Here is a 14114-nt window from a genome sequence, read left to right as displayed (position 1 = left end):
TATATAAAAGAATCAGTTATTGATGAAGTTGTACTTCAATCGCTGAGAAAGGTCACAGCATTTGCAAGAGAGCACTCCGAGGAATTCTACAATATGGCTATGAGCAATGGTGAACTCGAAGCAAAAGAGCAGTTAAAAGATAATGAAAACCTGAGAAGCGAGTATGAAGCAAGGATAGCACAGCTCGAAAATGCTATCAGCACGCTCTACATGGATAGAGTAACAGGCAGAGTTACTCCAGAACGCTATGACAGCCTTGCAGGTGGATATGAGAAGGAGCAGTCCGAGTTGAAGCAGAAACTTCAGGAGCTTGATTCAAAGACAAATGTCATAAGTGCTCGTGAAAAATGTGTTCGTGACTTTATTGCCAACGCAAAGAAGATCGTAAAAGTCACAGAAGTGACTCCGACACTGCTCAGAGCCTTCATCAGCCGTATTGAAGTTTATGAAAAGGGAGTCAAGCATTCGAGAAAATGCACAAATCGTATCAATATTCGCTTCTCATTTACCACGACAAAGGCTTTTGAGGCGGATGGTATAATGATCGGTAAAGAAAAGATACCGACCGCTGTATAAAGCAAATCTCCGAGGGATAACTCCCTCGGAGAGACATGAAAAATAATTTGTTGATAAGGGAATGTTTAGAAGTGAGGGCGTCCCTTAACGGGCGGATGATATCTTCCCCTACAATATGCTTTTTCGGAACGCCGAGGGCGGCGTTCCCTACAAATATAAATTCCGATTTAGCTTAATAAAAAACATTGCCCCTGAGAGTTGCGAAACACTCAGGGGCAAGACTTCTGTATTATGAATACTATGGTTTTTTAGTTTTATATCATTCAGCAAGAAGCTTCTCTGCTGCTGCGATCTTTACACAGATAACGAACAGCTCCATAGCCTTTGCAAGTTCCTCAATAGTGGGATATGTAGGAGCAAGGCGGATGTTCTTATCCTCTGGATCAACACCGTAAGGGAATGTGGCTCCTGCGCCTGTAAGTGTTACTCCTGCCTCTGCACAAAGCTTAACGATCTTCTTTGCACAGCCCTTGGGAGCATTGAACGAGATGAAGTAGCCGCCCTCGGGAGTGGTCCACTCGCCGATACCGAGAGGAGCTATCTCCTTGTCAAGAACATCGCATACAAGTCTGAACTTGGGAGCGATAATTGCCATGTGTTTCTTCATGTGCTCAAGCATATTCTCGAATGTGCCGAAGAACTTCACATGACGGAGCTGATTCATCTTATCGTAGCTGATAATGCTTATGCCGAGGTACTTCTTCAGATCCTCAACATTCTCCTTGCTTGCGCCCATGACTGCTACGCCTGCACCGGGGAATGTGATCTTTGATGTAGAACCGAAGATGTAAACGATATTTTCGTTGCCGACCTTCTTTGCCTCATCAAGGATATTGAGGATGTACTTGGGCTTATCTGTAAGGTGATGGATGCAGTAAGCGTTATCCCAGAAGATACGGAAATCTTTGGCAGCAGGCTTGAGAGCGGCAAAGCGTTTTACTGTCTCGTCGCTGTATGAGATACCATCGGGATTTGAATACTGAGGAACACACCAGATTCCCTTTACAGACTCGTCCTTGACCAGCTCCTCGATCATGTCCATATCAGGACCTGTGGGAGTCATGGGGATGTTTATCATCTCAACGCCAAAGAACTCAGTTACCTTGAAGTGTCTGTCATATCCGGGAACAGGACAGAGGAACTTTATCTTTCCGCACTGTGACCAGGGCTTGTTTCCGAGAACGCCCTTGTTGAAAGCGCACTGTACCGCAAAGAACATTGCGTTAAGGCTTGAATTACCGAAGATGATGACCTGATCCTGAGGAACACCGATCATATCGGAGAAGAGCTTCTTTGCCTCGGGGATACCGTCAAGCACACCGTAATTGCGGACATCTGTACCGCACTCGCTCATAAAGTTTCCGTCATCAAAGGACCTGAGCATATCAACACTCAGCTCAAGCTGCTCCTTGCAGGGATTTCCTCTTGACATATTGAGGCAGAGCCCCTGACCCTTGAAATCATTATAGAGCTTTTCGTTCTCGCTCTTGAACGAGAGAAGCTGTTCCTTTGTCATCTGTGATAAATTCATTATCGGTAATCTCACCTTTCAAATATTTTAAGTGCAGTAAATCGCACAAAATCTCCACATAACAGTATATCACAGCATAGTTGTATTTTCAAGAGACAATATAACAAATTATAATAAAGGAAAACTCTTTTTTTTGTGGTTTTCGGCACTATTCGGCTATATATAGCGATATTCCTGTTTGGAATAGCACTTACGCGCCGCCGCCTAATGTGTATAATACATGAAAAGCAGAAAAAAACATTGACTTTTATGGATATTTTGTATATAATATAAGTATACAGAAATAATTTCAGGGGATGGGAATTAATTGCTTCACTTAGGAGGTATCTGTATGAAAAAATTAATCTCATCGACAATTTCATTCATCACATCAGCCGCACTTCTCATGTGCGGAGGGTTCGGAGCAGTCGCCGCAGAGAACACAGAGGAACATCTTGATCCTGCGTTCTCGGAAACCGAGCTGCTTCTGGGCGATCTTGACACAAACCTTAAACTGCCTGAGTATCCTGCTGTGGAGTCCAACTACAAAAGCGGCTCATTCAACTACAAGGATCAGCTCGATGCAAACAATCTGGCAGTTTACAACGCTCTGGCAGAGCTGAATGAACCGTCTGTCTCCCCCGTAAGCATAAAGCTTCCCGAGACAGTAACGATAAAGGTCTCCGCGCTGCCAAATTCCACACAATTTACCGAAGAAGACAACGAGACCTATCAGCTTGCCATTTTCGGCAGCTGTAAGCCGGGTATAGATGCGGTTCTCCTTGACAAGCCCGAGCTCTACTGGGTAGAGCCTTCGGGAATAAACATCGGACTCGGAAATGACACCACCAGTTCATCAAATTTCTGGACAGGCACCTACACCATAAGAATACGCACCCTTGTCATTACTCCCGCCTATCTCAAAGGCTTCGAGTCACTTGATGAGGCTAAGGAGTACGGCGAAAAGCTGGCTGAGGGCATCGATCTTGTTCCGATATCGGGAGACACGAGATATGCTACCCTCAAAAACATCCACGACTACATAGCCAACTTCACTTACTATGACACAGGAGCAAGATTCAGCAATTCTGCTCTCGGCGCCCTTGTAGAACCGGGTGTTGTCTGTGAGGGCTACTCAGAAGCCTTCAAGCTTATCTGCGACAGGCTGGATATCCCATGTGTCTGCGTTTTCGGCAATCTCAATGCCGAGAACAACACGGGACATATGTGGAACTATGTTAAGATGGAGGACGATAAGTGGTACGCCATGGACGTTACATGGGACGATACAGACGGTACGGACGGAAGGCAGGTAAAGTACGATTACTTCCTCAAAGGCTCAAACAGCTTCTTTACCAATCATACTCCCGAGTCCGACTTCAATATCACCATGCTCTCCTACCCCGAGATATCCGAGGATAACTATGTACTGACCGTTCCTGTCGGCACAACGACCAGTACTTCTACTTCGACCACGACCACAACAACTTCAACGACGACTACCACGACCACAACTACTACCACATCAACGACTACTTCAACGACTACTACCTCCACCAGCACAACAACAACAACAACAACTACTACTACTACTACTACTTCCTCGGCCACTACATCCACAACTTCGTTAACCACGTCTACCACCACATCGACCACAACCTCGACTGTTATCCCGTCACTCAGAGGTGACCTTAACAACGACCGAAAGGTCAACGTTTCAGACCTTGTATACTACCACCTCTACCTGCACGGAAAGGTGAAGATAAGCCGTTCCTGCGACCTTAACGCCGACGGTACAGAGGACGTTTTCGACCTGATCGAACTCAGACATATCCTCATTGACCTGAAGTCGGATCAGACCTGAATATAAAGGCTCCGAGATTTTCGGAGCCTTTCCGATGCACACATACTTTGACAAAAAACTGTCTGAGTGATATAATGGAATAGCTGATGTTAGCAGTCTAAAACTATTATACCATGAAAGAAGTTTGTCAATGAAAAAAAACACCGATACTTTCCTCAGAGCTTTTGCAACAGGTATCGCTATAGCCATAGGCGGCATAGTTTACCTCTCCTGTGAAAACAGATATCTCGGCGCCTTCCTCTTCGGTACGGGACTGTTCGTGATACTCAGCTTCGGCTTCAATCTGTTCACGGGTAAGGTGGGATACGCTGTTGAAAACAAACCGTCATACATATCAAGCCTTTTAGTCATCTGGCTCGGCAACTTTGCAGGTACCGCGCTATCCGCATTTCTGGTGCTCAATACCCGTATCTGTTGTATTGCCGATAAAGCTTCGGATATGTGCGATACAAAGCTCGCCGACTCCCCTTTGAGCATATTCATTCTTGCAGCATTCTGCGGATTGCTTATGTTCATCGCCGCCGACGGATACAAGACTATCACCAACAGCGCAGGTAAGATACTTGCAGTTTTTCTCCCCGTTGTAGTCTTCATTCTAAGCGGATTTGAGCACTGCGTTGCCAATATGTTCTACTTCACTCTTGCGAAAGCTTGGAGCGGCAAAGCGTTTGTATGGCTTATGATAATGACTCTCGGAAACTCTGTTGGAGGTATCCTTATCCCCATACTCAGAAAGGGCTTCATAAAAAATGAAGCGTGATAATCTATGGATAATTCTTCAAAAGCAAACAGACCTGCACTGTTTTTCATCAGAGCTCTTAAACGGTGGGCTCTTGTATTTGTTATCATATTCGGTCTTATAACGGGAGTTGATGCTGTAACCGCTCTTGCAGGCAGCAAGACCTCGGGCTCTGTGGCTTTCAGACTTGTCTTTGCCGCAGTCGCATCTGTTATCGTGAATATCTTAACCGCACTTTTTATAGCCCCCCGTATGAACCGGCAGTACAAGACATTCCGAAGCCTTGTCATGCGAATTGCCGATGAAGGCTATGCCGAGCCCCTCATTAATGAAATGGAGGAGCAGCTTCGTGTCTGTCTCAGCGACAGAGAGAACAACAAGCTGTATATATCACAGTACGCCATGTTTCTCGGAGAGGCTTACCTTTCGCTGCATCGCTTCGATGATGCTGAGGAAAAGCTGGACCTTGCCGATATGGACTACATGGAAAAGGCAGCCGAAAACCGTGCCGATATCAATGCTCAGCAGAACATGATAATGTACCACGTCCTGCTCATACAGCTCAGCTCCGCGAGAAAGGACACCGAGCGCACAGAGTACTGGCTGAAGCACGGCGAGAAATACTTCTCACGGATGCGCGGCAAAAACGAGTGGGTGGACTACTTCATAGACACCGCTTACTTTGAGTCACTGATGGTCCACGGTCAGTACGAAAACGCCATGAAGCTGCTGAAAAAATACGACGACGTAAAGTCCATAGCTTTCGGCATAGCTCTGGACAAGGCAAGGTGTCTTAAGCGCATGGGCGATATGAACGAGTCGGAGCGTTACTTCAATACAGCCTATGAGCTTGCTGCAAACGACTGGCGCAGGAAGACCGTAGAGCTTGAAAGGGACTCAGATGAAGATATATAACCATACATAAGTTTTGCCCCGAAGCGCTGTAAAACGCTTCGGGGCATTTTCATTTGCTATTATAAATCAGAATTTAACACCGCAGGTGTTAAATTCCGAAGCCCTTAGCCTTTAGCTTTTAGCCATTAGGAAGCGGCTTCGCCGCTTTATTATCGGGCGGCGGAACGCCGCCCCTACATCAGGCTAACGGCTAATGGCTATGGGCTAACGGCTTAAATCATAATTTAGCGGAGCTAAATTATGATTTATGTTATTAACATGATATCATGACGCTTATATTCAGCTCTTTTTTATATCCGATCTTTCTGATTTAAGGCGCAATATCCTGTCAAGGCTCTCGTCAATGCGCTCCTCGGTGATACGCCCATCATTGACAGCAGCCTCGACTCCCCTGACAGCTTCTCCGAAGTCGCGGGGCATCAACAGCATATCTCCGCCTGCTTCTATGACCTTTACAGCAAGCTCTCCGCTGCCGTACATATCGGCAACTGCCCCCATTGACAGTGAGTCCGTGATCACAACTCCGTCAAAACCAAGCCTGCCGCGAAGTTCATCTGTCACCATTGTATGTGAAATAGTTGCAGGCAGACCATCAACGCCGTTCATGGTTATATGTCCAACCATGACCATATCGGCTCCGGAAGCAATACCGCTCTCAAAGGCAAGGTACTCCCCTTGTATGAGCTCGGCAACGCTTTTATCTGTGTAGACAGCTCCGTAATGGGAGTCACCTGCTGTATCGCCGTGCCCGGGGAAATGCTTTAGCGTACAGTAAACACCGCCGCTGTGGAAGCCCTCTACCGCAGCGCCCACAAGATCAGCTGCCTGATGGAAATCATCGCTGTAAGCACGGGCGCCTATGACTGTATTATATGGATTTGACCATGTATCCGCAACAGGAGCAAAGTCAAGATCAAAGCCAAGACCTGCAATGTCCGAGCCGATAGTCTCAGCATTGGCAAAGGCAGTATCCTTTCCGCCATCTTTGTAGTAATACATAGACGAAAACCACGTTGTGCCTGCTTTCTGAGCACATCTGGCTACTGTGCCGCCCTCCTCATCAACGGAATAGAAAAGCGGCACCATTCCCTGCTCCGAGGCATACTGCTTCGTATTTGCTATCATCTGCGAGATAGCTTCCGCAGAATCTATATTTTTCGCAAAATATACCAATCCGCCCACGGGATAGTCCTTCAGCGCAGCTCTCGTCATCTCACCTGCCACCGAATAATTCTCTCCGTTTGTCAGGCTTTCGGGAGTCACAACGAAAAGCTGACAGACCTTTTCATGAAGGGACATCTCGCCGATACGGACTGTCACATCATCGGGAGGCTCGGTAGTGGGCTCCGCAGTTGTAACGGGAACAGTAGTAATAACGGTCTCTGTCTCATCGGCAGCTGTGGTCTCCTCATCAGCAGGAACAGCACTTATTTTTCCCACCGTATCCTTGCCCCTGCTTATCTTTACAGCGAGCACAGCGCAGCAGACAGCTGCTGCGGCAATAAGAACCACAGGAAAAGCCCTTCTCATAAAAAGCTTCGGATTATCTGACATCATATCCCCCTTTCATATCAGCGGGTGCCGCAAAAATCCGCGGCTTGTCTCAAACGAATCGTATTCGGACTTTGATATCTCCACACACTCCTCCACAAGCCTGTCTGCATTCTCCGACGGCTTGCATATCACAGGAAATTTCGCCACCTCACCCGACTGGAAGTTAAGAGTCGGATTGAGCTGTCCGAAGATATAAGCAAAGACCTTGGAGTTCAGCAGTCCGCAGATGAAGTTCTTTCTGTCACCAAGCTCAAATATGCAGCAGCCGCCGTTATCAAAGATATACCCCCTGCCGAACTGCCTTATACTGAACTTGCCGCTTGTGAGGGTAGACCATGTGAGCCCCTCTTTCATGAAGTACTGATAGTTGGCGATCACCGCAGTAGGCACCGCTCTTATCTCTGCCGCGTCGTCATACCAGTCGATTATGTATTCATTGAAGCCGTACCACTTTCGGAAACCGCCTCCCTTATTGTAAGGGAACCAACGCTTATCCAGTGTCTCCTCCCTGTCAATGGCACTGCGGTCAATATTTATCCTGCAATAGTCCACCTCATACCAGTAACGCAGAAATCTTCCGTTATCCGAGGTGGAATTGCCCTTTCTCGGAGCAGAAATGCTGCCGAGGGAGGGATATTTCTCATAGAGCTCTCTCACTCTGCTGCTCACCCAGTATGCCGCAGGCGACTCCGGCAGCCTGCCGAAATCCGATGCCGCAGTCTCATATACATAGCCGCATTCTCTGTTTCTTACCGCCTCAAGAAATCTATCACGCTGGACATCAAGTCCTCCCCTGAAGTCGGTGAGACGGAAATACACACCTTTCACATCTGTTCGGCAGTTTCTTAGAGTAAAGCCGCAGACTGGCACAGTTGCCTCACCGAACGCGGAATACTCCAGCTGCACAAGGGTCTCGGGAGTCTTTTCAGTGAACATCATTCTCCTCAGCTGTTCGTAGCTCTTTATGAACATCCAGACATATGGAGTAAGGAACCCTGTGTAGCCGTCCTCCTCGGTAAGCTCACAGCAGCGTACTATAAACGCCGCGAAAAGGTCTGCGGAGAAGTGGCTGTACTCACCTTTCAGAAAGGTGAGTAACTCTCTGTTCATACGGGCGCTCGACAAATAAGGCGGATTTGTCACCACGCAGGTAAATCTGCCTGTGAGGATATCATGAACAGCTTTTGCACTTCCACACAAGGGCTTTATCACATGGTCCGGTCTGATAAGGCTGCCGAAAACATCGCTTCCCGAAAGCTGCTCTGCTGTCTCAGGTTCACTCATGTCATAGATATTTGCGGAAACACCGCTGAAAAGCAGTTCCCTGTCCTGCTCCGCAGCTTTGATCATAAGGGCAAATCGTGCTATCCTGCAAACGCGGCTGTCGATATCGAGTCCGAACAGGTTGCAGGCGAGGATCGTTTTTGCCGCAGTGCTGTTGTCATATCCCAGAGAGCGGTAGAGCTCCATAAACATATCGAAGGCGCATACAAGGATATTGCCGCTTCCCACACAGGGGTCAAGGAGAGTTATCTCCTCGGGAGACCGCTTGCGTACAGTGACATCACGTTCCACATAATATTCAAGCTGCGAGATATCAGATCCGCAGCTCCCTGCAAACACACGCCCGAGAGTGTTTTCCGTGAGATAACGCGCTATCCATCGGGGAGTAAATATCTGTGTTGCAGCAGGCAAACACTCCGCGCTCACCTTTGAGTTCTTCTTCATGCCCTGCTCAGTGCATTCCCTGTCGCCGCTGATGAAATACTGATAGAGCTGACCGACTGTTTCAACGCCGCTTCTCCACACATCCGATGTCAATTCACCGAGGACTTCCGACGCCTTTGCAGAAGCTTCACGCACTCTCTCCTCATCGCTGCCGCACGACGGGAATATATCTGGAAGGAGGTCACTGAGCCTGAACAGGTCGTTTCGAGGGATAAGGCAGTTTTCAGCCATATACAGCCCTGCCGCACTGCGAAAAAAAGCCTCAAATCCAAGTCTTTCGGCATGACTGCCGAGAGAAAACTCTATCTGTTCACGGGCAGAAAGCGCAGCCTTTCTCAGTAACGACCTTTTCATCTTCTCCCTCCTTTTTGTTATTTCAGATAATATTATATCATAAGTGCTGAAAAAAGGCAAGTGTCATGGCTGCAATACAGCTTGTCGCAAAGAGGTGAGCGATAATGAAATAGCAATATTATATGACAATCTGTATTTTACTTCTCATTTATGACTTTATGTTGAAATATCACATATTTTCGCCGCTCTATTGACAATTTACCGTCAATATGTTATAATAAACTGACAAATATTTCATTTTTTTCATTAGGGGGCGGAAATATGAAAGCTATACTAAACGGACTCGGATTTGAAAAAAATAGTAAATATGTCCGCGATTACTTCTTCACCACAAATATGCGTGCGAGTATATATATGTCGCTTGTCGTGATCGTTCTGGAGGTATGGATGATAATCCGCATGACTGTAACTATCTTCCGTGACAATCTCCAGAGCAACATGATGCACTACATAGAAAAGTATTATGTCAACTACTTCATACTGACCTTCACGGGAATCATAATGCTGATCCTTGCAGTAAGGTTCATGAGGGGAAAAAAGGATAACCGATACCTGTGTACGGTGGTTAAATGGGTGTTCACACTGGTATGCATCTATTTCGGCATAAAAATATCACTGAATGACTATTCCAAGGGCGAGCAGATACTCACATTCCTTACCATGGAGCTTTTCTCCCTCTGTCTGCTGACATGGAAGCCCTATATCGCTTTCGTTCTCGCCTCAGCCTCCTATGTATACTTCTATTATCGCATGAATGAAATGGTAGCTGTGAACACGGGAGAAGTCGGCACCACAGTTGCTACACAGATAAACTTCTTCATCATGTGGATATCCACAATGATGGTCTGCATAGCCAATTACAACAATACAAGAATGCAGGCACTGAAAGACGAAAATCTCGAAAAGGTCAACACCTATCTCTCAAAAATATCCATTGAGGACGAGCTTACGGGGATACATAATATGGTGTATTTCAGAAACGAGGCTGAAAAGGTCCTCAGCTATGTAACTACCGACAGAGAGAATGCTGTTTTCCTGTTCTTTGATATCGAGAACTTCAAGTCGTACAATGAAAAATACGGTTTTCACGAGGGAAATGAGCTTCTCATAAAGGTGGCTCACATGATAGAGGACTCCTTCAAGGGCTCTCTTGTGTCTCGCTTTTCCGATGACCATTTCGTAGTCCTCACACGGATAGACGGCGCAAAAAACATTATCGGACATCTGTCGGGCGAGATAAAGAAGCTCCAGCGAGAAGTCCATCTCGAACTGAAATGCGGCGCATACAAGCCCGTAGGTGATGAAGCAGATGTAAGTCTTGCCTGTGACCGCGCAAGATTTGCCTGCAACAGCATCAAAAAACACTACGACCGCACTCTGCGAATATACGACAAGTCCCTTGAGGACAAGTTCCAGCTGAAGCACTACATAGTGAACAACATCGACAACGCCATTGCAAGCGGCTACATCAAGGTCTACTACCAGCCCGTGGTATCCACCAAGAACGGCTGTATCTGCGGTCTTGAGGCTCTCGCCAGATGGGAGGACCCCAACTACGGTCTCCTGTCCCCGGGCGCCTTCATCGAGATACTTGAGGAGTACCGCCAGATATATAAGCTCGACCAGTACATTATCGAAGCCGTATGCAGGGACTACCGCGATGCATCTGACAACAAAAAGCCATTTGCTCCTGTTTCCCTCAACTTCTCGCGCCTTGACTTTGAACTTTGCGATATAGTCGGATATCTCTGTGAAACTGTGGAGAAGTACGGCGTACCGAAAAACTTCATCGACATAGAGATAACCGAGAGCGCTCTCACAGACCAGCAGGACTTCCTCCCCAACGCAATAAAGAACCTGCGAAGCTTCGGCTACAAGGTATGGCTGGACGATTTCGGAAGCGGCTACTCATCACTGAATGTTCTGAAAGACTACCAGTTCGACGTTCTGAAGATCGATATGAAGTTCCTGTCGGGCTTCAAGGATAACGAAAAGACCAGACCTATTCTGGAAAATATCGTAAGTCTCACCAAGCAGCTGAAAATGCTCTCCCTTACCGAGGGCGTTGAAACTGCGGAGCAGTTCAGCTTCCTTGAGACCATTGGCTGTGACCGCGCACAGGGCTACTTATTCAGCAAGCCCGTCCCCATAGAAACACTGAGGGAAAGGATTTCCGCAGGTGAACTGAAAATATCCCCCGAATTAAGTGCTTGACACACAGGGCGCTTTCCCATTGAGAAAGCGCCTATTCTTTAACCGAAAGGAGATCACACATGAAAAAGATCATCTCATCTCTGCTGTCTGCCGCTTTTATCGTCTCCGCTCTGCCGCAGATACCCGCTGCAAGCGCTGACGACGGACTTGCAGACAGCGGTATCAGCTACACCGAATCCGTTGAGACCATACAGAACCCCGGCGCAGGCTATACTTCCACTGTATGGGCGGTCTGCAAACCCGGGAAAACTCCGGTATACAGCCCAACAGGAAGTCTCGTCCTGTTCTTTATCGACATCGGAGCCTTCTCCTCTGGAGTCAATGGTACTACCGACGCCGACGGGAATTACATTCCCGGTAAGGACTATGATCTTGACAAGACCTTCTTTGATTCGTGGCGCCAGACCTTCGACAACTGCCGCAAAAACGGCTGCATGATAGCTGTACGCTTCCGCTATGACGCTGTCGGCAAAGAGAACCCCGAGCCTGCCACCTTTGACAAGGTCCTTGCACACATAAATCAGATAAAGGAAAGCAAGATACTTTCGGATAACGCGGACATTCTCGCCTATGTGGAGAGCGGCTTCGTGGGAAAATGGGGCGAACAGCACGGCGGTAAGTTCACCACTGTGGACTACAAGACAAGGCTGCTGTCAGCAATGCTGAGAGCTGTTCCCGAGCCCGTTCCCGTAACCGTAAGAACTCCCGATACCTTTGCAAATCTTATCGGTCTGAGCCGTGACGATCTTGCAGATGACCAGTATTATAAGAGATACAGCTTCTCTGACCCTGACGTTGTTGTTGACCCTATCCCCTGTATACTCGACTTTGAACGAGTGGGACTTTACGACGACGGATACATGGGCAGCGACAGCGATCTTGGCACATACGCAGACCGTGAGATCGAGACAGAATGGCTCAGCCGCGTTACTCACCACACCTACTTCGGAGGTGAGTTCTCAGGGGATATCGACTACGCCAAGAAATTTAACACCTACCTCCCCGAAAACGCTATCCCCGAGATGTACAAGACTCGTCTCAGCTACATAAACAGCAATATCTTCCAGCTCTACAAGGACTATACCTTCGGCGAGGAATACTCCGTTGAGGGCGTGGACAACTCCGCATACTACGGACAGAGCGTGTTCCAATTCATCCGCGACCATATCGGCTACCGCTTTGTGGTAAGAAAGGCTGAGAACACAGAACAGACCACTCAGGGCGGCGATGTTCAGATGAAGTTCGACCTTGAAAACACAGGCTTCGGAGAGGTAGTGTTCCCCACAAGACAAGAGGTGATACTGGAAAAGAACAGTGTAATATACAGCACCAACGTCAGCTTCAACGGCGGTGACGAGTGGGATACCGTAAGAAATATCTCAAACGACCTTTCCATAAAGCTCCCCGACAGTATAGATACGGGCGAATGGAACATCTATCTCAGGATAACCCCTGCGGTAAACAATATCGGTCATACGCCAAAATATGGCATCAGATTTGCCAACGATGACATCTGGAACCCACAGCTGGGCGCAAACTACATGGGCAAGGTGAACATCACCAAGTCCGACACTGTCGGAACGGACAACTACATGGTGCAGAACGGTATTATCGTCGGCTTTTCGCAGTATTCGGCTCCCGTAACCTATGACGATATCACCGTTGTTGACGGAGAGATGTCCAATCCCCGCGAATGGAAGGAAGAAAATATCATAAAGTCCGCAGAGGACCAGTCTCTGTCCCTGAGAGCTGATGAGGAAGCCATCTATATTATGGGAAAGATGTCCGACGCGGCTTCCGCTCCCGTATACAATCTTGAAGTACACAGCGGCGGTGAACGCTACTGGCTGTATTATGCCTCCAACGGCTACATCTACTTTGACCACGACTCATATGCAGGCTGTCAGTGCAAGTGGAACAACGGCATGGTCGAGTTCAAGATACCCTTTGAAGTTATGGGGCTGAGTCCCGGAACTCCCGTGGACTCCATAAGACTTTTCCTGCAGGACAGCGCCAACGACTGGAAGGAGCTCGGTGATCTGACCGCAAAGAATGTGGATATCCCGTCAAAGATAACTGTCTATACTGCGGAACACGACATCCGTATCAAAGCCGACAAAGCGTTTATGCTCTTTGCCGAGACAGCAAACGAAGACCTCAGCTGCCAGTGGTACCATAACGGAGAGGCTATTGAGGGCGCTACAGAATTGTCCTACATCATTCCCACACCGTCCGCCGCCGACGAGGGAAGCTACTCCGTAAAGCTCACCAATGCCAAGGGTATCGAAACTACTGCAAATATAGTAAATATCGTCAAAGTCGTGGGAGCTGTCCCCGAGGTTCCGCCGCAGGGCTACGATGTACCCGGAGATACCAACTGTGACGGCACAGTTGAGCTCAGCGACGCTATTCTTATCATGCAGTCTCTGGCAAATCCCAATAAGTACGGCATAGAGGGCAGCGACCAAAACCACCTCACCGAACAGGGACGTATCAACGGCGATGTTGAAGGCGGAAAGAACGGACTTACCTCCAATGACGCTCTGGAGATACAGAGAAAGCTTCTCGGACTGATAACTGATTTTGCAAAATGAAAAAAGGTGCAGCATATGCTGCACCTTCGTTTTATCCACCAACAGTTCAATATATTATTGCAGATA

General features: G+C 47.7%; 9 protein-coding genes. 6 read left to right on the top strand and 3 right to left on the bottom strand.

The window, feature by feature from the left end; genetic code table 11:
- Positions 1 to 576, top strand: a 576-nt coding sequence (locus DSZ37_RS17215) for a DUF4368 domain-containing protein (RefSeq protein WP_146198215.1), incomplete at its 5' end; no start/stop codon positions are given.
- A 259-nt stretch (positions 577 to 835) separates the two neighbouring features.
- Here DSZ37_RS17215 and DSZ37_RS17210 read toward each other — a convergent pair.
- On the bottom strand, positions 836 to 2107 hold the full coding sequence (locus DSZ37_RS17210; protein ID WP_109728120.1) for an aminotransferase class I/II-fold pyridoxal phosphate-dependent enzyme: 1272 nt from the start codon (positions 2105 to 2107) through the stop codon (positions 836 to 838).
- 331 nt (positions 2108 to 2438) lie between these two features.
- Between DSZ37_RS17210 and DSZ37_RS17860 the strand changes: the two genes are divergently transcribed.
- The 3 genes from DSZ37_RS17860 (at position 2439) to DSZ37_RS17190 (ending at position 5604) form a co-directional block, all read left to right on the top strand.
- Positions 2439 to 3950 (top strand): transglutaminase domain-containing protein, encoded by a 1512-nt coding sequence (locus tag DSZ37_RS17860; protein ID WP_242978663.1) that lies wholly within the window; start codon positions 2439 to 2441, stop codon positions 3948 to 3950.
- A 130-nt stretch (positions 3951 to 4080) separates the two neighbouring features.
- A complete protein-coding gene (locus DSZ37_RS17195; RefSeq protein WP_109728118.1) occupies positions 4081 to 4710 on the top strand; it encodes a formate/nitrite transporter family protein in 630 nt (209 codons plus the stop codon).
- A 6-nt stretch (positions 4711 to 4716) separates the two neighbouring features.
- A complete protein-coding gene (locus DSZ37_RS17190) occupies positions 4717 to 5604 on the top strand; it encodes a hypothetical protein (RefSeq protein ID WP_109728116.1) in 888 nt (295 codons plus the stop codon).
- Between the two features lie 279 nt (positions 5605 to 5883).
- Here the strand turns inward: DSZ37_RS17190 and DSZ37_RS17185 are convergent, their stop codons facing one another.
- A complete protein-coding gene (locus tag DSZ37_RS17185) occupies positions 5884 to 7134 on the bottom strand; it encodes a glycoside hydrolase family 3 protein (protein WP_242978662.1) in 1251 nt (416 codons plus the stop codon).
- Between the two features lie 36 nt (positions 7135 to 7170).
- Entirely contained in the window at positions 7171 to 9240 is a 2070-nt protein-coding gene (locus DSZ37_RS17180) for an Eco57I restriction-modification methylase domain-containing protein (protein WP_109728112.1), read from the bottom strand.
- Between the two features lie 261 nt (positions 9241 to 9501).
- Here DSZ37_RS17180 and DSZ37_RS17175 point away from each other — a divergent pair, with 261 nt between their 5' ends.
- Positions 9502 to 11454: a bifunctional diguanylate cyclase/phosphodiesterase gene (locus DSZ37_RS17175; protein WP_109728110.1), complete on the top strand. Its 1953-nt coding sequence runs from the start codon at positions 9502 to 9504 to the stop codon at positions 11452 to 11454.
- Positions 11455 to 11513: 59 nt separating this feature from the next.
- On the top strand, positions 11514 to 14048 hold the full coding sequence (locus DSZ37_RS17170; protein ID WP_109728108.1) for a DUF4832 domain-containing protein: 2535 nt from the start codon (positions 11514 to 11516) through the stop codon (positions 14046 to 14048).
- Positions 14049 to 14114 lie beyond the last annotated feature (66 nt).

The organism is Ruminococcus flavefaciens (assembly GCF_900116855.1).
Classification (GTDB): domain Bacteria; phylum Bacillota; class Clostridia; order Oscillospirales; family Ruminococcaceae; genus Ruminococcus; species Ruminococcus flavefaciens_R.
This window is presented reverse-complemented; position numbering and strand designations above follow the sequence as displayed.

What these genes read in the sequence shown, in the direction of transcription:
- DSZ37_RS17185 (WP_242978662.1), bottom strand. Translation starts at nt 7,134, where the DNA reads ATGAGAAGGGCTTTTCCTGTGGTTCTTATTGCCGCAGCAGCTGTCTGC.
- DSZ37_RS17190 (WP_109728116.1), top strand. Translation starts at nt 4,717, where the DNA reads ATGGATAATTCTTCAAAAGCAAACAGACCTGCACTGTTTTTCATCAGA.
- DSZ37_RS17180 (WP_109728112.1), bottom strand. Translation starts at nt 9,240, where the DNA reads ATGAAAAGGTCGTTACTGAGAAAGGCTGCGCTTTCTGCCCGTGAACAG.
- DSZ37_RS17195 (WP_109728118.1), top strand. Translation starts at nt 4,081, where the DNA reads ATGAAAAAAAACACCGATACTTTCCTCAGAGCTTTTGCAACAGGTATC.
- DSZ37_RS17170 (WP_109728108.1), top strand. Translation starts at nt 11,514, where the DNA reads ATGAAAAAGATCATCTCATCTCTGCTGTCTGCCGCTTTTATCGTCTCC.
- DSZ37_RS17860 (WP_242978663.1), top strand. Translation starts at nt 2,439, where the DNA reads ATGAAAAAATTAATCTCATCGACAATTTCATTCATCACATCAGCCGCA.
- DSZ37_RS17210 (WP_109728120.1), bottom strand. Translation starts at nt 2,107, where the DNA reads ATGAATTTATCACAGATGACAAAGGAACAGCTTCTCTCGTTCAAGAGC.
- DSZ37_RS17175 (WP_109728110.1), top strand. Translation starts at nt 9,502, where the DNA reads ATGAAAGCTATACTAAACGGACTCGGATTTGAAAAAAATAGTAAATAT.